At 72.9% G+C, this 21,089-nt stretch carries 21 protein-coding genes; 11 read left to right on the top strand and 10 right to left on the bottom strand.

Annotation, left to right across the window (positions count from 1 at the left end; all coding sequences use genetic code 11):
• Both OO52_RS13225 and OO52_RS13230 read left to right on the top strand, forming a co-directional pair.
• The coding region (locus tag OO52_RS13225) for an LLM class flavin-dependent oxidoreductase (protein WP_037670742.1) at positions 1-619 on the top strand (619 nt) is incomplete at its 5' end.
• 45 nt (positions 620-664) lie between these two features.
• The gene (locus OO52_RS13230) at positions 665-1,096 is read left to right on the top strand and encodes a tetratricopeptide repeat protein (RefSeq protein ID WP_030644014.1); all 432 of its coding nucleotides are present in this window, start codon (positions 665-667) and stop codon (positions 1,094-1,096) included.
• A gap of 137 nt (positions 1,097-1,233) precedes the next feature.
• Here OO52_RS13230 and OO52_RS13235 read toward each other — a convergent pair whose 3' ends face one another.
• Positions 1,234-2,091: an HAD family hydrolase gene (locus OO52_RS13235; protein WP_030644015.1), complete on the bottom strand. Its 858-nt coding sequence runs from the start codon at positions 2,089-2,091 to the stop codon at positions 1,234-1,236.
• Positions 2,092-2,151: 60 nt separating this feature from the next.
• Here OO52_RS13235 and OO52_RS13240 point away from each other — a divergent pair, with 60 nt between their 5' ends.
• On the top strand, positions 2,152-2,619 hold the full coding sequence (locus OO52_RS13240; protein WP_030644018.1) for a MarR family winged helix-turn-helix transcriptional regulator: 468 nt from the start codon (positions 2,152-2,154) through the stop codon (positions 2,617-2,619).
• 164 nt (positions 2,620-2,783) lie between these two features.
• Positions 2,784-3,734 carry an NmrA/HSCARG family protein gene (locus OO52_RS13245; RefSeq protein WP_030644020.1) on the top strand — a complete coding sequence of 317 codons (951 nt, stop codon included), beginning with the start codon at positions 2,784-2,786 and terminating at the stop codon, positions 3,732-3,734.
• An 83-nt stretch (positions 3,735-3,817) separates the two neighbouring features.
• Here OO52_RS13245 and OO52_RS13250 read toward each other — a convergent pair whose 3' ends face one another.
• Positions 3,818-5,206 carry an alkaline phosphatase PhoX gene (locus OO52_RS13250; protein ID WP_030644021.1) on the bottom strand — a complete coding sequence of 463 codons (1,389 nt, stop codon included), beginning with the start codon at positions 5,204-5,206 and terminating at the stop codon, positions 3,818-3,820.
• Between the two features lie 102 nt (positions 5,207-5,308).
• Here OO52_RS13250 and OO52_RS50750 point away from each other — a divergent pair, with 102 nt between their 5' ends.
• A complete protein-coding gene (locus OO52_RS50750) occupies positions 5,309-5,458 on the top strand; it encodes a hypothetical protein (RefSeq protein WP_158712492.1) in 150 nt (49 codons plus the stop codon).
• 66 nt (positions 5,459-5,524) lie between these two features.
• Complete coding sequence (locus OO52_RS13255) at positions 5,525-7,816, top strand: ATP-binding protein (protein ID WP_030644023.1); 2,292 nt, start codon at positions 5,525-5,527, stop codon at positions 7,814-7,816.
• Positions 7,817-7,838: 22 nt separating this feature from the next.
• On the opposite strand, the gene OO52_RS13260 is transcribed toward OO52_RS13255, so the two are convergent.
• The 3 genes from OO52_RS13260 to OO52_RS13270 form a co-directional block, all read right to left on the bottom strand.
• Positions 7,839-8,822, bottom strand: coding sequence for a helix-turn-helix domain-containing protein (locus tag OO52_RS13260; protein WP_030644025.1), 984 nt, complete (start codon positions 8,820-8,822; stop codon positions 7,839-7,841).
• Between the two features lie 109 nt (positions 8,823-8,931).
• Positions 8,932-9,801 (bottom strand): LysR family transcriptional regulator, encoded by an 870-nt coding sequence (locus OO52_RS13265; RefSeq protein ID WP_030644028.1) that lies wholly within the window; start codon positions 9,799-9,801, stop codon positions 8,932-8,934.
• A gap of 134 nt (positions 9,802-9,935) precedes the next feature.
• Positions 9,936-11,177 (bottom strand): MFS transporter, encoded by a 1,242-nt coding sequence (locus tag OO52_RS13270; protein WP_030644029.1) that lies wholly within the window; start codon positions 11,175-11,177, stop codon positions 9,936-9,938.
• A 463-nt stretch (positions 11,178-11,640) separates the two neighbouring features.
• On the opposite strand from OO52_RS13270, the gene OO52_RS13275 reads away from it, so the two are divergent.
• From OO52_RS13275 to OO52_RS13295, 5 genes are all read left to right on the top strand, one after another.
• The gene (locus tag OO52_RS13275; RefSeq protein ID WP_030644031.1) at positions 11,641-12,618 is read left to right on the top strand and encodes an alpha/beta hydrolase; all 978 of its coding nucleotides are present in this window, start codon (positions 11,641-11,643) and stop codon (positions 12,616-12,618) included.
• 415 nt (positions 12,619-13,033) lie between these two features.
• Positions 13,034-13,759 (top strand): alpha/beta fold hydrolase, encoded by a 726-nt coding sequence (locus OO52_RS13280; RefSeq protein ID WP_030644033.1) that lies wholly within the window; start codon positions 13,034-13,036, stop codon positions 13,757-13,759.
• Between the two features lie 67 nt (positions 13,760-13,826).
• Positions 13,827-14,675, top strand: a complete 849-nt coding sequence (locus tag OO52_RS13285) for an alpha/beta fold hydrolase (protein WP_030644035.1) — start codon at positions 13,827-13,829, stop codon at positions 14,673-14,675.
• Between the two features lie 85 nt (positions 14,676-14,760).
• The gene (locus OO52_RS13290) at positions 14,761-15,411 is read left to right on the top strand and encodes a DUF4232 domain-containing protein (protein WP_030644037.1); all 651 of its coding nucleotides are present in this window, start codon (positions 14,761-14,763) and stop codon (positions 15,409-15,411) included.
• Between the two features lie 56 nt (positions 15,412-15,467).
• Positions 15,468-16,112: a TMEM175 family protein gene (locus tag OO52_RS13295; RefSeq protein ID WP_030644039.1), complete on the top strand. Its 645-nt coding sequence runs from the start codon at positions 15,468-15,470 to the stop codon at positions 16,110-16,112.
• 556 nt (positions 16,113-16,668) lie between these two features.
• Here the strand turns inward: OO52_RS13295 and OO52_RS49595 are convergent.
• From OO52_RS49595 to OO52_RS13325, 5 genes are all read right to left on the bottom strand, one after another.
• Positions 16,669-17,304: a hypothetical protein gene (locus OO52_RS49595; RefSeq protein WP_030644043.1), complete on the bottom strand. Its 636-nt coding sequence runs from the start codon at positions 17,302-17,304 to the stop codon at positions 16,669-16,671.
• Between the two features lie 217 nt (positions 17,305-17,521).
• The gene (locus OO52_RS13310; protein WP_030644045.1) at positions 17,522-18,763 is read right to left on the bottom strand and encodes a cytochrome P450 family protein; all 1,242 of its coding nucleotides are present in this window, start codon (positions 18,761-18,763) and stop codon (positions 17,522-17,524) included.
• Entirely contained in the window at positions 18,760-19,773 is a 1,014-nt protein-coding gene (locus OO52_RS13315) for an amidohydrolase family protein (protein WP_030644047.1), read from the bottom strand. The genes OO52_RS13310 and OO52_RS13315 overlap by 4 nt, the downstream gene beginning before the upstream one ends.
• On the bottom strand, positions 19,770-20,657 hold the full coding sequence (locus OO52_RS13320) for an NAD(P)-dependent oxidoreductase (protein WP_030644049.1): 888 nt from the start codon (positions 20,655-20,657) through the stop codon (positions 19,770-19,772). Before OO52_RS13320 ends, OO52_RS13315 begins: the two co-directional genes overlap by 4 nt.
• Positions 20,654-20,992 (bottom strand): antibiotic biosynthesis monooxygenase family protein, encoded by a 339-nt coding sequence (locus OO52_RS13325; RefSeq protein WP_030644051.1) that lies wholly within the window; start codon positions 20,990-20,992, stop codon positions 20,654-20,656. The genes OO52_RS13320 and OO52_RS13325 overlap by 4 nt, the downstream gene beginning before the upstream one ends.
• Positions 20,993-21,089: the final 97 nt, after the last annotated feature.

Here is a 21,089-nt window from a genome sequence, read left to right on the forward strand (position 1 = left end):
CTCCACCCCGCGCCCGCTCGACGACGTCCCGCCGTTCGTCTGGCACGGCTCGATCCGCTCGCCGGAGATCGCCGAACAGGCCGCCTACTACGGCGACGGGTTCTTCCACAACAACATCTTCTGGCCCAAGGAGCACACCAAGAAGCTGATCGACCTGTACCGGCAGCGGTACGCGCACTACGGTCACGGCACCCCCGAGCAGGCCGTCGTCGGACTCGGCGGCCACGTCCACATGCGCCCGAACTCCCAGGACGCCATCAGGGAGTTCCGCCCGTTCTTCGACCACTCACCGGTGATGGGAGGCGGGATCTCGATGGAGGAGTACATGGAGCAGACCCCGCTCACCGTCGGTACGCCCGAGCAGGTCGTCGAGAAGACGCTCACCTTCCGGGAGCACTTCGGGGACTACCAGCGCCAGCTCTTCATGGTGGACGGCGGCGGAATCCCGCTGAAGACCGCTCTGGAGCAGATCGAGATGCTCGGCGCGGACGTCGTACCGGTGCTGCGCGAGGAGTTCGCGAAGAACCGGCCGGCCGACGTGCCCGACGCGCCCACCCACGCGTCCCTGCGCGCGGCCCGCGACGCGGAACGCGCGCACACCACCGGCTCGGCGGCCTGAGGCCCAGGCGCACGGCAGCCCCACGGCAGAGGAGAACGAGGAACGATGACCGACAACTTCACCGGGTACACGGCGGGCGACGGAGTGGCGCCCGACCGGTGGGCGAGCGCCCTGCACCTGTTCGACAACGGCGCCGGCGCGCCGCACGAGGAGACCACCACGGAGCGCTGGGAGCGTGCGCAGCTGCTCTTCGAGGCCAAGGACTACATCGGGGCCGCGCGGCTGCTCACCCTCGTCGTGGAGGAGGCTCCGGAACAGACCGGCCCCCGGCTGCTCCTGGCCCGTGCCTACTACCACTCCGCTCAACTGCGGCGTGCCGAGGAACAGCTGCGCGCGATCATCGAGCGCGATCCGGTGGAGCACTACGCCCACCTGATGCTGGGCCGCACCCTGCAGCGTCAGGGGCGGCAGGACGAGGCCGAACCCCTGCTGCGCATGGCCGCCGCGTGGTCGGGCGAGTTCCCGGAGGACGACTGAGCGACGCGGCGGGGAGACCCGCCTCGTGGCTCCGCCGGGGGTGTCCAGGGCCCGGGCCCCGGACACCCCCGGCGGCCTCGGGGGCGAACCTTGAGGGACGGATTCCGCAGCGGATCCTGAGAGGCGGACCTTGACGGTCAGGCCGTCAGAGGTGACCGGTGTGTGACCGCGTCGACGAACGCCTCCAGTACCTGCGCCACACCGTCCTCGTCGTTGGAGCGCGCGCGGTGACGTGCGGCCGCCAGGACGTCCGGGTGGGCGTTGGCCATGGCGTAGGAGTTCCCCACCGCGCCGAGCATGGGCAGGTCGTTCGGCATGTCACCGAAGGCGGCGATCTCCTGGGTGCCGATGCCGAGCCGGCCGCTCCAGGTGATCAGGGTGGTGGCCTTGGTGACGCCGGGAGCGCTGAACTCCACCAGCGACAGCCCGGTGGAGTGGGTGGTCTCGGCGTCCGGGCCGGCGGCGTGACGCGCCCGTTCGTGGAAGGCGTCGAGCGGGAGCTCCGGATGGTGGGCCAGGATTTTCAGGGCGGCTCTGCCGGAGCCGGGGGCGAGGATCTCCTCGGCCGTGCCGATCAGTTCGACGGCCTTGTCCCCGAACGACCAGGCCGGGTACGTCGGTTCGTGGCCGAAGGCGCCGTCGAACTCGACCGCGAACGAGACGCCCGGGATCGCGGCGCGTACGTGTTCCACGAGCCGGGTGGCCTCGGGCGCCGAGAGGGGGAAGGTGTGGGCGACGGTGCCGTCCGGTGAGTGGACCGCGGCACCGTTGGCCGCGATGACGGCATGGGGCCCGACGCGCTCCAGCAGGTCCGGCACGCTCCGTGGCGGGCGGCCCGTGACGAGCACGACACGTATCCCGGCCCCCTCGGCCGACGCCAGTGCCGCTCGTGTGCGCCGCGACAGCGTGCCGTCGCTTCGGAGGAGTGTGCCGTCCAGGTCTGTCGCCACCAGCTTCGGCGGTGTGACCAGCGACGGGGCGGGCGTGGGTGTCATGGGTGCCGGTACCTTCCTGCAATCTTCGATGAAGTATCAACCAGGCTTACACTTTCCCCCATGGACGAGACGGTGCGTTGGCTGACACCGCAGGAGCAGCACGCGTGGCGGAGCTTCATCCGCCTGCACGACAAACTCCGGGGCCGGTTGTCGCGCTCGTTGCAGGCGGAGTCGAGCGTGTCCGCCACGGACTTCGCGGTGCTGGTCGAGCTGACGGACGTACCGGACGGGCGGCGCAGGTTCCAGGAGCTCGCCCGGGCCCTGGAGTGGGAGAAGAGCCGGATGTCCCACCACATCGCCCGCATGGTGAAGCGCGGACTGGTGGTCCGGGAGGAGTGTCCCGAGGACGGCCGAGGCGCCTTCGTGGTGATCACGGACGAGGGCCGCGCGATGATCGAGGCCGCCGCCCCGCGCCACGTGGAGGCGGTGCGCGAACTGTTCCTCGACCATGTCACCCCGGCTGAGCTGCGCACGCTGGCCCAGGTCTCCGAGCGTGTCGTGGAGAAGCTGGACGAGAACCCGTCCTGAGGACGCCTCGGTCCCTCAGGGCGCTCTCCTGAGCCCCATCGGATGAACATGGCCGAATAGTGCGCCAATCAAGTTGACATATCAACCGAGGCGCACTCAGCATGATTGACGCGTCAAGCAAGGCGCGTCACCTCCATGCTTCGTCCTCACACAAGGCGGCTGTCATGAGTGAAAAGAAGATCATCGCTGTCACCGGCGCCACGGGCTCGCAGGGCGGCAGCGTCGCGCGGTCGATCCTCGCCGACCGCGACTCCGCGTTCGCCGTACGGGCGATCACCCGCAACCCCGCCTCGCCCGCCGCCAGGGAACTGGCCGCGCTCGGCGCCGAGCTGGTGCGAGCCGACTTCCACGACGAGCCGACCGTGCACAAGGCCTTCGAAGGCGCCCACGGCGCCTTCCTCGTCACCGACTTCTGGGCGCACGGCTCGGCGGCGAAGGAGACGGAGGAGATCGGTGTCCTCGTCCGGGCGGCCGAGGCGGCGGGCCTGCGGCACGTGATCTGGTCGACCCTGGAGGACACCCGCGAGCTGCTGCCCCTGGACGACCAACGGATGCCGGTCCTCCAGGAGAAGTACAACGTCCCGCACTTCGACGCCAAGGGCGCGGGCAACAAGCTGTTCACCGAGGCCGGCGTCCCGACGACCTTTCTGAACACCACCTTCTTCTTCCAGGGCTTCCTGGACGCCTTCCTCCCCAAGCGCGCCGAGGACGGCGTGCTGACGGTGACCATGCCCTTCGAGGACGGCAAGCTCCTGTCCGGCGTGGACGTGGCGGACATCGGCCGGACGGCCCACGCGCTCCTCAAGGGCGGCGAGCGGTTCGTCGGGCGGACCGTCGGCCTGGCCGGCGACCACCTGACCGGCGCGCAGTACGCGGAGAAGCTCGGCGCCGCGATCGGCGAGCCGGTCCGCTTCCGGTCCGTCCCCTACGACGTCTTCCGCTCCCTCGACATCCCGGCCGCCGAGGAGATCGCCAACATGTTCCAGTACTACGGCGACTTCGACCGCGAGTTCACCGGCGCCCGCGACCTGGACCGGCTCCGCGAGATCAACCCGGAGCTCAGGAGCTTCGACGCGTGGCTGGCCGAGAACGCCTCGAAGATCCAGGTGGCCTGAACGGGCGCGGACGTGCCGTGGGCATGCCTTGCGGAAAGGCTCGCCCCACGGCACCCCGGCGTCCGGCGTCGACGAGCGGGCAGTCAGCCGCGCCAAGGACCGGTGACCGCGAACGTGGTACCGGGCGTGTAGCAGTTGACGTACATCGTCTCGCCGTCGGCGGAGAAGGTGACCCCCGCGAACTCGCCCCACTCCGGCTCCTGCGCCGTACCGCCCGGCGCGGTGGCAGGTGTGATGGCCTGGCGGCCCCGGGCCATCGGGTACACCTCGCCCTTGCGGGTCACGCCGAAGACGTGCTGGGCGCCGTTGCCGTCCTCGCACACCATCAGGCCGCCGCCGGGGGCGAGACAGATGTTGTCCGGGGACTCGCCAGGCAGTTGCACATCGGTGTCCGGACCGAACACGACGACCAGGGTCAGCCGGCGGCGCGCCGGGTCGTAGCGCCAGATCTGGCCGTAGTGGTCGGCCGCTGAGCCGTCGGCGCTGCGGGCGAAGGACGACACGAAGTACACGCAGCTGCCGCCCCAGTAGCAGCCCTCCAGCTTCTGCGCGTGGGTGATGCCGCCGGGGCCGTAGTCCTGCAGCCGGGTGGGAGTGGAGGCGGCGAGCGGGTCGGGTACGTCCACCCACTCGATGCCGTCGAAGCGCGTCCCCGGCTCCTGGACCGGGGACAGGTCCGGTACGCCGGGCACCCGCATCGCCTGGAGCCGGCCGCCCGCGCGCAGCGAACCGACGCCGCCGAGCGGCTGGTCGGGCAGGAAGCGGTAGAAGAGACCGAACGGCTTCTGGAAGGCGTCCTCGGTCTCGTAGACGATGCCGGACCGCGGGTCGATCGCGATCGCCTCGTGCTGGAAGCGGCCCATCGCGGTCAGCGGGACCGCGCCGGTGCGGTGCGGGTCGGTGGGGTGGACCTCGAAGATGAAGCCGTGGTCCTTGGTGTAGCCGTTGGTGCCCGCCTTGTCCTCGGTCTCCTCACAGGTCAGCCAGGTGCCCCAAGGGGTGCGGCCGCCCGCGCAGTTGACGGCCGTACCGGCGATGGCGACCCGCTCGGACAGCACCCGCTGGTGCGCGTCGAGCGTGAGCGCCGTGCAGCCGCCCTTGCCGGCCGGGTCGTAGGTGAGGCCGGTGACGGTCGGGACCGGGATCGGCGCGGTGACGCGGTTCTCGTGGTTGCGGACGAGGTGGGTACGGCCCCCTCGGCCGGCGAAGGCGGCCATGCCGTCGTGGTTCGAGGGGACCTTGCCCTCTCCGGAGCGGAGCTGGTCGCCCTCGCGGGAGAGCACGGTGTAGCGGAAACCTTTCGGCAGGTCGAGCAGGCCGTTCGGATCGGAGACGAGCGGGCCGTAGCCGGTGTGGCCCAGGTTCTGCGCGGCGGCGGTGCCCGCGAAGAGCTCGGACAGGGCCCCGGTGAAGGCGATGCCCGCTCCCAGGGCGCTCGCTCGGGCCAGGACCTGACGGCGTGTTGCAGACATGCGGCAGCAACCTTCCTGTTGGCGGACAGGAACTGTGATCCCGCTGTGTCTATCACCTGCCGCGGGTCGCGGGAACCACGCGTGTCCCAGGTGTCACGTGTCGTGACGAACGCCGGGCATCCGACCGGTGACGGCGAGCGGGCCGCGGCGAGACCGGTCGGCCCGCTGGGCCGCCTCGGGACGGCGTGGGGCGATGGCGCGCGGACGGCCGAGGACCCCGGCACGCTCGTCGGCGCGGTGTCCGCATCCTGATCAGGACGTTGGCCGGCGAGCCCTCGGTATTACAATATTCAAGCGTAGTCGGGGGAAAGGGCGGATATGTCCGCACAAAAGGCCGCGTTCGGGCCGTTGCTGCGCTCGATGCGACGGGCGAAGTCGTTGACCATCGAGGCCCTGGCGGAGGCCTCCGGGGTCAGCGAGCGGGGCATCGGCGACCTGGAGCGCGGCCGGCGGGCCGCCCCCCAACGTCGGACGGTGGCCGCGCTCGCCGACGGCCTGGGCCTGGACGACACCGACCGGGAGCGGCTGCTCGCCGCCGCCCGCGCCGGACGCACCCCCGGATACAGTCCCGTCGGCGTCCGCTCCTTCCCGCGCGGCATCGACGACTTCGTCGGCCGCGCGGACGAGCTGGCCGTCCTGGAAGAACTGGTCCGAGCGCCCCGGAAGGACCGTGCGCCCGGGGCGGGCGGCGGTGTCCCGGACCACCAGCCCGTCGTGGTCGCCATCCACGGACCGCCCGGCACCGGAAAGTCCACCCTCGCGCTGCGCGCCGCCCGCCGGCTCGCGGACCGCTTCCCCGACGGCCAGCTCATGATCGACCTCAGGGGGACCGACGACAGCCCACCCGCCCCCTCCGAGCTGATGGTCCGGGTGCTGAAGGCCTTCGGCGTGCCCGACCGCGACCTGGCCAAGGCGGGACCGCAGGCCCACCCCGCCCTCTACCGGCAGGTCCTCGCCGACCGCAGCTGTCTGCTGGTGCTGGACGACGCTCGTGACGAGGCGCAGGTACGTCCGCTGCTGCCGGGCGCGGGCGGGACGCTCGTCCTGGTGACCAGCCGCCGCATGCTCACCGGCCTGGACGACGTGCACCGGCTGCCCCTCGGCCGGCTCGAACCGGCCGAGTCGGCCGCCTTCCTGGCCTCCCTCGTCGGCGAGGCGCGCGCGTCGGCCGAACCCGAGGCCCTGGAGGAGGTCGCCCGGCTCTGCGAGCACCTGCCGCTGGCCCTGCGGATCGCGGGCAACTGGCTGGCGACCCGCACGGGGTGGACCGTGCGCCGGCTCGCGGACCGGCTGGCCAGCGAGGAACGGCGGCTGGACGCGCTCTCCGCCGGGGACGTATGCGTCACGACCGCCTTCGACCTGTCCTACCGGCAGCTCACGCCCGCGGCCGCCCGCCTGTTCCGGCGCCTGTCCCTGGCCCCCGGCCCGGACGTCGGCGCCGCCTGCGCCGCCCGGCTCACCGGCCAGGACGTCCACGACACCGAGGACACCCTGGAGGAACTGGTCGAGGCCGGCCTGCTCGGCAGCGCCGAGGACCGCTACCGGCTCCACGACCTGCTGTGCCTGTACGGCCGCTGCCGCCTCACCGCCGAGGACAGCGAGGCCGACGTCGAACGGGCCCGCCGGTCGATGTTCCGCTGGCTGCTGGAGACGGCCGTCGTGGCCGGCCGGTGGTACGAACCCGGCCACGGAGCCCCGCCCGCCTCCTGGCGCGGCACGGTGGACCTCTCCAGCGCCGACAAGGCCCGCGACTGGCTGCAGGCCGAGGCCGCCAACTGGCTGGCGGCCCTGCACGCCGCCGCGGCGGACGGCGACCACGCCACCGTCGTCGAGGTGGCCGAGTCCCTGCACTGGTTCTCCGACCAGTGGATGTTCTGGGGGTACTGGCCGGAGGTCTTCGGCACCGCCGTCCGCTCCGCCGAGGCGCTCGGCGACCCCCTGCTCGAAGCGACCCTGCTCAACTACTACGCCTGGGCGGTGATGATCTGCGAGGGCCGGCCCCGGGACAGCCTCCCGTACGCCGCCCGCGCGCTGGACGCGGCCCGGCGGGCCGGCGACGCCGAGCAGCAGGCGTGGGCGCACGGGTACGCCGCCTGGGCCCACCACCAGCTGCACGAAGAGGGCCCGGCCGCCGAGCACAGCACCCGCGCCGTCGCGCTGTTCGAGGCCGCCGGCGACCTGCACGGCATGCTCCAGGCCCTGATCTCCCGCGCCCTGGTGCTGAGGGCCACCGGGAACCACCAGGAGGCGATCGACGTCTACCGGCGGGTGCTGACCCGGCTGGACGAGGCCGGGGACCGCGTCGAACCACACATCGCCGCCTTCACACGGGCCAACGCACTAGCGGGCCTCGGGGGTTCCTACGGCCGCATGGGGCGCTGGGAGGAAGCGGTGAAGTACCTGCGGACCTCGGTCGAGCTGTCCCGGACGGACGGCAACATCGCCCTGGAGAGCCGCTATCTCCTCTCGCTCGGTGACGTACTCCTCCAAGCCGGCCGGCCCGCCGAGGCCCGTGAGGCGTTCACGCGGTGCGTCGCCCTGGGCAGCGACGCGGACCCGCAACGGGTCGCCGAGGCCCGCTCCCGGCTCGCCCGCCTGGACACCGACTGAACACCGGTGCCCGGCGGGGCCGTCAGGACAGGGGCGGGCCCGCCGGCTGCTCGCCCTCGCCCCGCTCCAGGTGCAGGGTGCGCCACTCCCGGGGAGAGAGGCCGTACGCGGCGCGGAAGGTCCGGCTGAAGTGGGCGGGATTGACGAACCCCCAGCGCCGGGCGACCGCCGAGACGGTGGGCGTCACCCGCCCGCGACGGGCCAGTTCACGCCCGCACGCCTCCAGCCGCCGCTGCTGGATGAGACGGCTGACGGTGATGCCCTCGCCCTCGAAGAGGCGGTGCAGATAGCGCACGGATATGTGGTGCGCCCGGGCGATGGACTCCGGGGAGAGGGAGGGGTCGCCGAGCTCGCGGTCGATATGGGCCCGGATGCTCAGCAGGAGATGGTCGCGGCCTTCGTCCGGGTCCCGTCGCGCCTGATCGGTGATCAGGGTGGCGAACAGGTCGACGACATGGCCGGCCAGCCGGTGCCCGACGGCCGCCGGGTAGGAGGGGGCCGCGTCGGCCAGCGTGGTGAGGAAGGGCCGGAGCACCGCGCCGAAGCCGTGTGCCGTGTCGATCGCGGTACCCGTGACCCGCCTGATGTCGCTGTCCGCGACGCCCAGCACATGGCGCGGCACCTGGAAGACATGGGTGGCGAACCGCTGCGGATAGGTGAAGGAGAACGGCCGCGTGGTGTCGTAGAACACCAGGTCGCCCCCGCCCATCTCGGCCCGCCGGCCGTCCTGGAGGAAGGTGGCGGTGCCCGACACCTGGAGGCCGACCGCCACGAAGGCCTCCGGTGAACGCTCGATCAGGGCCGATGTGCGACTGACCCGCTTGGCGTCGGCTTCCATGCGGGAGACCCGCAGACAGCCGAGGGAGTCGGTGGTGATCCTGCCGTCGAACCGCTTGCCGTCGCGCGGGGCCACGGAGACCGGTACCAGTGCCCTGCTCACCGCGTCGTTCCAGTACGCGACCTTCTCCTGGTCCGGCACCGCGTCGGTCGTCAGCACCACGCTCAACTGGTTCTCCCTCGGCATAGGTGGCACGGGCGCCGTACAGGTCGTGCCGCCCGGACCAGCCAATCAGCCGGCACCCGGCGATCACCAGGAAGAACGCAGGCAGAAATGATCAGGTGAAGTGCCGCCACAGCGCGGCGACCGCGGGTGACGCCTCACCCGGAGGACGCACCAGCATGATCTTCCAGTGGGGTGCATGGTGCCGGAAACCGTACGGGGTCAGGTCGGGGAAGCGGTTCGCGATCGACCGGGGCAGGATGCAGACCCCCAGGTCGTTGCGGACCAGCTCGGCCGCCGCCACGATGTCGTTCACCTCGAACGTGGTGGTTCGGTCGACGCCCGCGGCCCGGAAGGCGCGGTCCACCGAGTGACGGATCGCCCAGCCCGGGCTGAAGTCCACCAGCGGCAGCCGGGCGGCGTCGGCGAGTTCCACCTCACCCTGGGGCGTCGTGGCCCCCACGTCCCGGCGCGGCGACGCCACCAGCACCATCTCCTCCTGGGACAGCAACCGGGTGGTCAGCCCGCGCTGCTGCTGGCGGTCCAGCGCGACCACGGCCAGGTCGACCGTGCCCTCGCGCAGCGCCTGCCGGATGTCGGCGACCGCAGCCTGCCTGAGCTGTACGCCGAGCCCCGGGTGCTCCGCCCGCAGCGCGGCCAGGGCGTGGTGGAGCCCCGCCCAGACCCCCTGCATCGTGCCCACCGTGATCCGGCCGCGCAGTTGCCCCCGTACCGCGTCGACCGCCTCCCGGGCGGCTTCCGCGGCCCGCAGGGCGGTGCGCGCCGCGGGGACGAACGCCTCGCCCGCCGGCGTCAGGGCGACGCGGTGCGTGGTGCGGTCGAAGAGGGGCGTGCCCAGCTCGCGTTCGAGTGCGCGGACCGTGCCCGACACCGCCGACTGGACCACGTGCAGCCGTCGTGCCGCGGCCGTGAAGCCGCCCGCGTCGGCCACCGCGACGACGACCTCCATCTGCCGCAGATCCATCGTGTGCTCCTTCGGGCGGGTGCCGGAGTGGTTGCCGAGGGGCGGGGCCCGTGCCGCATCGTAGGGTGCGCCCGACAGGGGACGGTCCGTCGGGCGCCTGCGAGCGGTGTGCCGTCCGGCCTGGCCCGGCGTGCTCAGTCGAGGGTGTCCGCGGCCGGGGCCGGCCGCGCCGCCCGGGGCCGCTCGAAGGCCCAGTAGACGAGCGCGGCCAGCGGGAGCGCGGCGCCCAGGACGGTGACGGCGGCCCAGCCCCCGGCGTGGTAGACCGTGGACCCGAGCTGGGAGCCGGCCGCGCCGCCGACGAAGAACAGGGCGATGAAGGCACTGTTCAGACGGGCCCGGGCACCGGGGTCGAGGGCGTAGATGGTGTGCTGTCCGAGGATGAGCGTCGCCTGTACGGCCATGTCGATCAGGATCGCGGCCAGGGCTATCAGCACGATGCTGTGTCCGCCCACACCGGCGAGCACGAAGGCCAGCGCGGCGACCACGAACGCGGCACCGGTCATGGGACGGGTGAGTCCTCGGTCGGCCCAGTGCCCGGCGAACGGCGCCACCGCCGCACCCGCCGCGCCCACGAGCGCGAAGACGCCGACGCCGATCGGCGAGTAGTGGAAGCGGGGACCGGTCAGGACGAAGGAGACCGTGGTCCAGAACGCGCTGAACGCGCCGAACATCGCCGCCTGGTACAGCCCGCGGCGCAGCAGCGCGGGATGGGTGCGCACCAGCCGGACCGTGGAACGCAGCACGTGGTGGTACGGGACGGAGGTGGTGGGGGCCTGATCGGGGAGAGCGGCGCGCAGCGCCACCGTGAGGACGGCCATCAGGGCGGCGGAGCCGAGGAAGACCACCCGCCAGCCGGCGACGTCGGAGACCAGGCTGCTGAGGGTCCTCGAGAGCAGGATGCCGGTGAGGAGACCGCTCATGACCCGGCCGACGACCCGGCCCCTGGCGTGGTCCGGGGCGAGGCTGGCGGCGAAGGGCACCAGGATCTGGGCCACGACCGAGGTGGCACCGCTGATCAGCGCGGCGATCAGCAGCACGGGGAAGTTCGGGGCCAGTCCCGCCACCACGAGGGCGGCCGTCGTGACGATCAGCAGGATGGACACCAGATTGCGCTTCTCCAGCCGGTCGCCGAGCGGCACCAGGAAGATCATGCCGAGGACGTAGCCGATCTGGGTCAGGGTGATCAGCGTGCCCGCGGTGGCCGTGCCGATCCCGAACACGTCGCTCAACGACGACAGCAGCGGCTGCGCGTAGTACAGGTTGGCGACCGTCATCCCGGACGCGACGGCCAGGAGCGCGACCAGCCCGCCGGGCACGCCGTGCGCCTCCCGCGCCGAATCGGTCCTACGGCGGAGATCACGTGGTGTGGACATGTGCACCTTCTTTCGTCATGCAGGCACAACGACCTGGCCGCCGGCCGGCTTCCGCACCTGGCGCGATCGTTCGGGATGTCTGTCATCTCGTCCGGAGATGACGCACGAGTAGATCGGGCGCCGACCCTGGATGCGGGTGCCCGGCGCCTCTTGCCGGGGGGCGCACGCGGCGATGCCTCACCGCGCACGGCTCATGCCCCTGTCCGCATGGACCCCCCCCGGCGGTCTCCTCGCGCGCCGGCGCCGCCGCCCGCGTCACCGGACCGAAACTGTGCACGCAGCGGCAAGTATCCGTGGCACGGTGCCGCTCGCATCCCGTTCGCCGCGCCCTAGGCTGGGTAGCCGTGTCGGTGGCGCCGCCTCCGGCGCCGCACGCCTGCCTGCCCGGCCGCGGGGGAGGGGCCGGCACCCCTTCCGACGGTCCGGTCCTTCGAGCGGCCGGGCCTCCGCGCAGGAGTTCTCTTTGCAAGACGACGTTCCCGCCCCTCGGGCCGCGCCTGTCCTGGAGCGGCTGGCACGCGCCTTCGTCGAGACGCACGCACTGCCCGCGTCCTCGGATCCGGGCGCGGCCGGCGCCAAGGCGCGGATGGCGTCCTTGTGGACCGGTGACGGCGGTGCCGAGCCGGACATCGAGGAGGAGTGGCTGGCCCTGCCGGGCAGCGGTGGCCAGCGCGTCCGCGTGCGCGTCCTGCGCCCCGCCGGCAGTGACGAGGCCCTCCCGGTGGTGCTCTACCTGCACGGACTGGGCTGGATGCTGACCGATGCGTACGCGCACCGGCATCTGCTCGCGGACCTCGTCCTCGGAGCGGACGCCGCCGTGGTCGTCCCGGAGTACGACGCGCCGGAGGACGTCCGCTATCCGGGCGCCGTCGAGCGGGCGTACACCGTGGCCCGGTGGATCGCCCGGCACGGCTCGGAATGCCGGCTGGACGGGAGCAGGATGGCCGTCGTCGGCGCCAGCGCGGGCGCCCAGCACGCCGCCTCGCTCGCCCTCCTGGCGCGGCAGCGCGGTGGCCCGGCCCTCCGGCACCAGGTGCTGCTCTGCCCGGTGACCGACGCCGCGATGGACACCCCCTCCTACGACCAGTTCGCCGACGGCTACTTCCTGAGCCGCGCCGTCATGCGCGACTACTGGGAGCAGTACGCACCGGACCCACGGATCCGGACGCACGACACCGTCTCCCCGCTGCGCGCGCCCACCCGGTCGCTGCGGGGCCTGCCGCCGACGCTCGTCCTCACCGCCGAGGCGGACGTGCTCCGCGACGAGGGCGAGGCCTACGCCTCCCACCTGAGGGAGGCGGACGTCCCCGTCGTGTCCATCCGCTACCACGGGACGATCCACGGCTTCGTGCTCTTCGACCCGCTCCGCGGCACCGACGCCTCCCGGGCGGCCCGCATCCAGGTCACGGACACCCTGCACACCGCGCTGCACGCCGCCTGACCCGCCCCGGCCGCGCGGTTCCCCGCCGTCCGGATCGCGCCCCACCCCGCGCGGATGCGTCAGGACCAGGTCGTGCGGCGGACTCGCGCGCAGCCGTTCCGCCGCCCGCACCACCACGTGTCCGAGAAGAGATACGGGTCTTACCCGTTGGGGGCTCCCCTGGACGCGCCGGCGGTCCGTGAGCGCGCACAGGCCACAGACGGTGCACAGACAGTCAATCCGCCCCCTTGCGCCCGCCCTAGGGTTTCGGACGTACCGGAGGTTTCGCCCACGGCGTGGTGGCGCGTTCCGCGCACGAACCGGACCACCGGCCTGTCCGGACGTCTCGCGGCCCCGGCACCCGCCCACGAGCCATCCACCCGCCCGGCAGTCCGGCGCGGGCCGGCACCCACCCCAGCGACCAGGGAGTTCCCCCATGTCCCGTACCGACCGACCGACCGTCGTCCTCGTCCACGGAGCCTTCGCCGACGCCTCCAGCTACGCGGAGGTCATCCCCCGGCTGATCGCCCGCGGCTTCGACGTCGTCGCCCCGGCCGTGCCCAACCGCAGCCTCATCGGGGACGCCGCCTACGTCGCCGCGATCGTCCGTCAGATCCCCGGCCCCGTCGTCCTGGTGGGCCACTCCTACGGCGGTGCCGTCATCACGGTCGCCGGCACCGAGGACAACGTCAGCGCACTGGTCTACCTGGCCGGTTACGCCCTGGAGGAGGGCGAGAGCCTCGGCGAGCTGCAGGGCCGCTTCCCCGACTCCGACCTGGCCGCCGCCCTCGTCTACACCCCGTTCCCGGTCGAGGGTTCGGACCAGCCCGGGACCGACGTGTCGGTCCGGCCCGACAGGTTCCCGGCCATCTTCGCCGCGGACGTCGACCCCCGCCTCACCTCCGTCCTCGCCGTGTCCCAGCGCCCGCTGGCCGCGCTGGCCTTCTCCGAGGCGGCCCCGGCCGCGGCCTGGAAGACGAAGCCGTCCTGGGGCCTGGTCGCCTCGGCCGACCACACCATCAACCCCGACGTGGAGCGCTACGGCTACCGGCGGGCCGGCATGACCACCGTCGAGGTGGACTCCTCCCACCTGGTCATGCTCGCCCACCCCGAGCGGGTCGTCGACCTCATCGAGGACGCCGTCCGGGGCACCTCCGGCTGACCACGGCCGCACCCGCCCGGCCGTCGACCCGCGGCATCCACCGTCCGCCCCTGACAGAGAGCGAACCATGAACCCACCGATCTCGCGCCGTACCGTGACCACGTCCCTCCTGGCCGGCGCCGCCGCCCTGGGCACCGCCGGAATCGCGCACGCGGCACCGGCCGCCGGCCGTCCGGCCACCGGACACGGCCGCCCGGCCGACCCCACCATCGTCCTGATCCACGGCGCGTTCGCCGACGGCTCCAGCTGGCGCGCCGTCGTCCAGCGACTGCTGCGGCAGGGCCACCGCGTGCTGACGCCCGCCCTGCCCCTGCGCGGACTGGCGAGCGACGCCGCCTACATCCGCAGCGTCCTGGAGAGCGTCGGCGGACCGATCGTCCTGGTCGGCCACTCCTACGGCGGCGCCGTCATCAGCCAGGCCGCGGCCGACCTCCCGCGCGTCAAGGCGCTGGTCTACATCGCCGCCTTCGTCCCCGAGATCGGGGAGAGCGCCCTGCAACTCACCGACAAGTTCCCCGGCAGCACCCTGGGACAGGCGACCGTCACCCAGCACTACCCGCTGCCCGACGGCGGCCAGGGCGAGGAACTGGTCATCAGGAAGGACCTCTTCCGCAACCAGTTCGCCGCCGGCGTCCCCGTGCCGACCGCCCAGGTCATGGCCGCCGGCCAGCGCCCGATCACCCTGGCCGCGCTCCAGGAACCGGCCACCGCCGCCGCGTGGAAGAAGATCCCGAGCTGGTACCTCGTGGCCGCCGAGGACCGCAACATCCCGCCGGCCGCCGAACGCTGGATGGCCGAGCGCGCCCACGCCCACACCGTCACCGTCCGCGCCCCGCACGCGGTGTCCGTGAGCGACCCGGGCCCCGTCACCGACCTGATCCTGCGCGCGGCCCGGTCCGTCCGCTCCGCCCACTGACCCGACCCGCCGCCCGTTCCCGCGCCGGCCCCTGGCCGGCGCGCGCACCCGCCACGGCGCCCGTGAGCCCCGAGGAAGAAGCACCATGACGTACCGTCGCATCCTGCCCGCCGTGCTGGCCTGCTGCGCCGTGCTGACCGCGTGTACGGGCCACAGCGCGGACGGCGCCTCCGGGGCCGCCCCGTCCCCGTCCGCGTCGGCCGCCACCGGTACGCCGTCGGCGACCGGTCCGGGGCCCGCCGGCGGCGGCACCTCCACCACCTCGGAGCCCACCGGCGCCGGTACGGGGACATCATCTTCCGCCGCACCGGCACCGGAACGCTGCCGCACCTCCGACCTGAGGGCGTCCCTCGGACCGAACCACCCCGGCGCCGGGCAGGAGAACTTCGCCCTCGTGCTGACCAACCGGTCCCCGCGCCCGTGCAGCCTGTACGGCTTCCCGGGTGTGGCCTTCGTGAACGGGGCGGGCGAAGCCGTCACGCCGGACCCCGAGCGAGCCACCGACCAGCGGGAACAGCGGGTGACGCTCGCCCCGGGGGCCGACGCCTGGTCGGCGCTGAGCTACACCGATCCGGCGATCACCGGCGTCACCACCGTCACGCCACGAACCCTGCTGGTCACCCCGCCTGACGAGACCACCTCCCTCCCGGTCCCCTGGACCGGCGGCAAGGTCTCTAACACGGGAAAGGCGTCCGCGCCCCGGGTCGGTCCCCTCAGTCCGGGCAGCGGGGCCTGACACCTCCTTTCCAGCCCCGCCCCGTCCCGTTGTGAACAAGCACCCCAGGAGCCAGTGTGTCCCGCACCCGCCTCCGCGGTTTCTCCCGGTCCGACACCACCCGCGCGGAGGCCTTCAGCGACGGCGTACTCGCCATCGCCGTCACGCTGCTGGCCCTCGGGCTGGCCGATCCACCGCACCGGCCGGGCGGCCTCGGCCACGCGCTGCTGGCGCAGTGGCCCGCCTACCTCGGCTATCTGGCCTCCTTCGGATACGTGTCGGTCATCTGGCTGAACCACCACCAGGCCTTCGTACGGGTCCGTGTGATGGACCGCGGGCTGCACGCCGCGAATCTGCTGCTGCTGTTCAGCACGGCGGCGCTGTCGTTCCCCACCGCGGTCGTCGCGGACGCGCTCCAGGCGGACCCCGCCGGGGCCGACGCCCGGGTCGCCGTCGCCCTGTACGCCGGACTGGCGGCGGTGATGTGCCTGAGCTGGGTGGCCTTCTACCACCAACTGGCCCGCCACCCCGAGCTGTTGACACCGGACGTGGAGAGCACCTACGTACGGCACGGGCGCCTGCGCTCCTGGGTGGGAGCCCTCGCGTACGCCGCCGCCGGGCTCCTCGGGATCCTCGTCGCGCCGCTGGCGGCGGTCGCCGTCTTCGTCGTGCTCCCGGTCTTCTACTTCATCACCAGCGAAGGGCTCCCCGAGGAACGGTGAACGGACGCGGCTCCCTCAGCCGGCGGACCCCGTGACGGGTTCTGGCGGGCGCCGGGCCGGCAGGGTGAGGACGGCTGCCCCTGGTGCGGCCACGAGCCGAACGCGCCGGCCGAGGCCGCCTTGCCCCCATCGGCGCCGGGCAGCACCACCAGGGCCTCTCCCCATCCCGCTCCTCCACGAGCGCTGCGTCGGCCTGGTCGCCGTGGCCCCGACCACCCGCGCGTCCGTCACCCTGGCCGAGCCGGCGGCCGAGCCCACGCCACGGTGTACGGCACCAGTGGTCACGTCGTCCCCCGGTCCGCGCTCGTGGAGCGGACCGACCTGATCGCGATCGTCCCCGAGTACGTCGGGGAGGTCTTCGCCGCTGCCCACCGCCTGCGCCTGGTACGCCTCCCGTTCGACACCGAGCCGGTCGAGGTCGTGCTCTACGCCCGGCACGGGGCCTCCCGCAGCCCGTCCCAGCGCCGGCTCGTCCAGTTCGTGGCGGACGTGCTGGGCGAACGGGTCAGCCCGGCCCAACTGCCGCGGCGCGCCTGGAACCTGTCCGGGCGGCCGGTCAGCCGCGGGCGCCGCTCCCGGAGTGGTAGCCGAGTTCGAGGTACCGGGTGCGGGTGCTCCAGGAGCCGAGGTCGGGTGTGTCGGCCAGGACGTCGTGCCAGAGCTGGGCGTCGGGAGCGGCCGCCTCGCCGGAAGCCGCCTTGCCGGCAGGGCCGTCGTCGTGCGCGGCCGGCGGACGGCCGGGGCGCCCGGACCACAGCCGCACTCCCGACCGCGCCTCGGACGCGCGGACCGACTCCCAGAAGCCCGCCGAGAACATGCCGGCGAGCTGGTGCATGGCGATGAAGCTGGCCGCGCCGCCCTCGGGGTCCGTGCGGTCCGGGCGTTCGGTGAGGGCGTGCCACAGGATGTACATGTTCGGCAGCCGCACCTGGGGCTGGAAGCGGTACGCGAGCCGCTCCAGCCTGATCGAGCCGATGCGCGGCAGCCGCACCCGGGTGAGCGGGACGACCTCGCGCTCGCCGCCCGTCCAGGTCAGCGTCTCGTTGCGGCCCATGTAGCCGGGCTCACTGTAGACCGTGACATAGAGGTGTTCTCGGCGATCAGGCCGGCGGTTGTGCAGCAGGCCCGCGCCGGCGACGGCGCCGCCGACGGAGGCCAGGCCCGCCAGGAGGACTCTGGTCTTGCGTTTCATCGGGACGCGCCACCTCGTTTCCGACGGGACGGGCGCCTCCATCATGCGCCACGGCGGCCAGTTGATCCACCGTCAGCACGGCGACGAGGAGATCCTCCGTCGGCGCCCGCGGCATCGGCGGGCTGCGAACGACGGGCGCGGGTCCCGCACGGGGTGCGCCGCCGCCCGGCCGGTCATGCCGGCCGGGCGGCGGGAGCCTGCCGCGTGGCGCTGTCGCTCAGCCCGCGGGATCGAGGACGACCGGCAGCTCCGCGAGGCCCCGGAAGGCCGGGAACGGGACCTCCAGCCACCGCGGTTCACCGGCGGGGTCGGCCGGCGCCATCCGGGGGAACCGCTCGAACAGGCGGGTGAGGGCCAGCTGCGTCTCCAGCCGGGCGAGTGGGGCGCCCAGACAGTAGTGGCTGCCGTGCCCGAAGCCGAGGTGGGCGTCCTGCGCGTTGCCCGGCCGCCGCACGTCCAGCTCGTCCGGCGCGTCGAACTTCAGCGGGTCCCGGTTGGCCGAGCTGAGCGCGATCTGGACCAGGGCGCCCTTGGGGATCAGTGTCCCGCTGTACTCGACGTCCTCGGTCGCGTAGCGGAACGTCGCGCTCTCCACCGAGCCGTCGTAGCGCACCAGTTCCTCGACCGCCGCACGGATCAGCTCCGGGTCCTCCCGTACGGCGCGCAGCTCGGCGGGATGGGACAGCAGGTGGTGGACGGCGTTGCCGATGAGGTACGCGGTCGTCTTGTGACCCGCGAACATCAGCAGGAACGCCGTGGACACCAACTCGCTCTCCGTCAGCCCGCCGTCGTTGTCGCGGGCCGCGATGAGCGCGCTGAGCAGATCGTCACCCGGACGCTCCCGCTTGGCGGTGATGAGGTCCGTGAAGTAGGCGTGCAGATCCTCCTCCGCCCGCTGCTGGGCCCGCTTGGCCTCCTCGCCGAAGCCGGTCTGCGCCACCGTGGTGGACAGGTGCTGCATCCGCGCGCGGTCCTCGGGCGGCACGCCCAGCAGATCGCAGATCACGGCGATCGGCAGCGGGAACGCGAACGCGGGCAGCAGGTCGAAGGGCTCCCGGGCCGGGCACTCGTCCAGCAGGTCCTGGACGATCCCCTCGATCCGCGGCCGCAGCGCCTCCACGCGCCGCGGGGTGAACGCCGAGTTGACCAGCCGGCGCAGCCGCGTGTGCTTCGGCGCGTCGGAGTTGAGCATGTTGTCGTCCAGCGCGACGGACGAGTCACCGAAGATCCTCCGGTAGGCGTCCATGGCCCCGTACATGTCCTTGCTCAGCCGGGGATCCGACAGGGCGGCCCGCGCGTCGTCGTACCGGGTGATCAGGTACGTCTCGTTGCCGTGCGGCGGTCTCATGGGGCAGACGGGCGCCGCTGTGCGCAGGTGCGCGTAGACCGCGTGCGGGTCGCGCCGGAACTCCGGGGTGCACCGCTCGGCCGCGGCGACGGCCTCTTGCGTGGTGGTCACGGACGACTCCTGAGGTCGAAGAGGGTCTGGGCGTTGCCGCCGAGGATGAGCCGCTGGGACGCCTCGTCGACCGGCAACTTCTCGATCATGTGGATGAAGTCCTCCAGCGGCGCGGCCATCGGCGGCGAGTCGGTGCCGAACAACATCCGTTCGGGGCCCAGCACTTCGGCGTTCAGGCTCAGGTGCGCGGGGCTGAACGGGCTGGTGTCGACGTACATGCGCCGCAGGGCGGCGACCGGGTCGGCGGAGGGCCGCACGGCCCTGGCCGCCGGCTCGTCGGCCGCCCGGTCCTCGGTTTTCGGCGGAGCGGCGCCGGGCCGCCCGGAGGGCGGCGCGCCCCCGGCCCAGTGCCGGGGGCGTGCCGCCGTCCGCAGGCGCTCCGGCAGCAGCGCCATCGCGCCGCCGCCGGTCGCGCCGATCAACCGAAGACCCGGGTACTTGTCCAGCCACCCCGCGAACGCGATCATGGCCATGCCCATCGTGACGTCGCCGAAGCGGCCGATCTGCTCGACGAACCCGATCTCGTCCACCCGTTCCGTGCCGGCCGGTTCGGCCGGGGCGTGCACCAGCACCGGCACCCCCGCCTCCGCGGCCAGCGCGAAGAAGGAGTCGGCGCGGGACGAGCCGAGCAGCTCGCCGTGCACGCTGGACGTGGTGATCAGACCGACGAAGGCCGGGTCCGCGAGGGTCTCCCGGACCCCTTCGAGGTGGTCGTCGTCGCCGAACGGGTTGGCGTACACATAGCCGCGCAGCTGGTCCGGGAACTTGCGGATCAGCCCCGACATCCAGTTGTGGAAGCCGCGCAGCCGGTCGCGGGGCTGGGCGTAGTTGTCGACGCCCGGCACCCGCGCCATCGCGCCGGCCCCGACGGGGCTGCCGATGATGGTGAGGTCGATCCCGGCCTCGGCGCGGGCGGCGAGCATGCCGTCGACGTCGGTCAGGCTCGAGGGCATGGGGAAGCGTTCGGCCGCTTCCGGTGGGGACAGATGCCCGTGGATGTCGATGATCACGTGTCGGTATCCGGTTTCGGTGCGAGTGCGCGGGTGACCGCGGCACAGTCCTGGTCGCCCAGTCCTTGCTCGGTGGCGCGGACGTGGGTCTCCGCCGCGGCGGTCGCCAACGGCAGACTCAGGCCGACTGTCGCTGCCTGCTTGGAAGCGAGCATGAGGTCTTTCGCCATCAGCCGCAGCCTGAAGTCCGGCTCGTCGAAGCGGCCGGAGGCAAGGCGCCGGGACTTGAACGCCATGACCGGCGAGGCGAAGCCGCTGCCCGCGATGGTCTTGAGGACCAGCTGCCGGTCGAGGCCACAGGCCTGCGCCAGTTCGGTGGCCTCGGCCAGGGCCTGCACCTCTATGCCCATCAGCAGGTTGAGGAGCAGTTTCATCCGCATGCCGGACCCGAGTGCGCCCAGATGGACGACCTCCTTGCCCAGCGTCTCCAGCAGCGGACGGGCGGCGTCGAAGACGCGCTTCTCGCCGCCGGCGAACAGCCGCAGCTCTCCGTCGCGGGCGTGGTCGCGGTTGCCGAGCATGCCGACGTCCAGGACCGAGGGGGCGTCACCGGCGATCTGCACGACCTCGTCGGGGGCGACGGTGCTGGCGCAGATCAGGACGCCGGGGTACGGGCCGTCGGCCAGCACGCCGTGCGGCCCGTGCAGCACGGCGCCGAGGGCCTCGCCGTCGGCCACGACGCAGAGGGCCGCGCTCGTGCCCGCGACGGCGTCGGCGGGATGGGCGGCGGCGTGGGCACCCGCCTCGGCCAGCGGCGCGGTGCGCTGCGGGGTACGGTTCCAGACCCGGACCTGCACCCCTTGGTCGAGGAGGCGAGCGGCCAGGCCGGCGCCCATGGTGCCGAGACCGAGTACGGCGACGGGGCCGTTGACGGTGCCTGTCATGCGGACACCCCCTTGGTCTCCTTGATCACCCGGAACCGCATCGACTGCCGCTGGTCGACGAACTCGCGCAGCGGGGCCACCAGCTCCTGGTGCTCCGCGCTCTGCTGCCAGGCGAAGAAGTCCTCGGCCGACCGCCACTCGCTGGTGATCACCCACTGGCGGGAGTCGTCGACGGGCTCTCCGAGCCGCTCGACGATGTGGCCGGGGGTGTTGGACACGGACTTCCGGAGGTGCTCGTACAGATCCAGGAAGCCCTGCTCGCCGCCCTCGACCACGCGGACCGCGAAGACGACGTTCAGCTTCTCGGCCGACAGGCCGTTGTGGTTGGTGCCCATGTGTCTCCTCCTGAGTGAGATCCGGCAGGACACGACACCAACGGACTCATGTCCCTCGTACGGCTGCAACTCCGAATGGGGGAGGGGCCAGTCGGCA

The organism is Streptomyces flaveolus (genome assembly GCF_000716535.1).
Classification (GTDB): Bacteria; Actinomycetota; Actinomycetes; order Streptomycetales; family Streptomycetaceae; genus Streptomyces; species Streptomyces flaveolus_A.

What these genes read in the sequence shown, in the direction of transcription:
- OO52_RS13230 (WP_030644014.1), top strand. Translation starts at nt 665, where the DNA reads ATGACCGACAACTTCACCGGGTACACGGCGGGCGACGGAGTGGCGCCC.
- OO52_RS13235 (WP_030644015.1), bottom strand. Translation starts at nt 2,091, where the DNA reads ATGACACCCACGCCCGCCCCGTCGCTGGTCACACCGCCGAAGCTGGTG.
- OO52_RS13240 (WP_030644018.1), top strand. Translation starts at nt 2,152, where the DNA reads ATGGACGAGACGGTGCGTTGGCTGACACCGCAGGAGCAGCACGCGTGG.
- OO52_RS13245 (WP_030644020.1), top strand. Translation starts at nt 2,784, where the DNA reads ATGAGTGAAAAGAAGATCATCGCTGTCACCGGCGCCACGGGCTCGCAG.
- OO52_RS13250 (WP_030644021.1), bottom strand. Translation starts at nt 5,206, where the DNA reads ATGTCTGCAACACGCCGTCAGGTCCTGGCCCGAGCGAGCGCCCTGGGA.
- OO52_RS13255 (WP_030644023.1), top strand. Translation starts at nt 5,525, where the DNA reads ATGTCCGCACAAAAGGCCGCGTTCGGGCCGTTGCTGCGCTCGATGCGA.
- OO52_RS13265 (WP_030644028.1), bottom strand. Translation starts at nt 9,801, where the DNA reads ATGGATCTGCGGCAGATGGAGGTCGTCGTCGCGGTGGCCGACGCGGGC.
- OO52_RS13270 (WP_030644029.1), bottom strand. Translation starts at nt 11,177, where the DNA reads ATGTCCACACCACGTGATCTCCGCCGTAGGACCGATTCGGCGCGGGAG.
- OO52_RS13280 (WP_030644033.1), top strand. Translation starts at nt 13,034, where the DNA reads ATGTCCCGTACCGACCGACCGACCGTCGTCCTCGTCCACGGAGCCTTC.
- OO52_RS13285 (WP_030644035.1), top strand. Translation starts at nt 13,827, where the DNA reads ATGAACCCACCGATCTCGCGCCGTACCGTGACCACGTCCCTCCTGGCC.
- OO52_RS13290 (WP_030644037.1), top strand. Translation starts at nt 14,761, where the DNA reads ATGACGTACCGTCGCATCCTGCCCGCCGTGCTGGCCTGCTGCGCCGTG.
- OO52_RS49595 (WP_030644043.1), bottom strand. Translation starts at nt 17,304, where the DNA reads ATGAAACGCAAGACCAGAGTCCTCCTGGCGGGCCTGGCCTCCGTCGGC.
- OO52_RS13320 (WP_030644049.1), bottom strand. Translation starts at nt 20,657, where the DNA reads ATGACAGGCACCGTCAACGGCCCCGTCGCCGTACTCGGTCTCGGCACC.
- OO52_RS13325 (WP_030644051.1), bottom strand. Translation starts at nt 20,992, where the DNA reads ATGGGCACCAACCACAACGGCCTGTCGGCCGAGAAGCTGAACGTCGTC.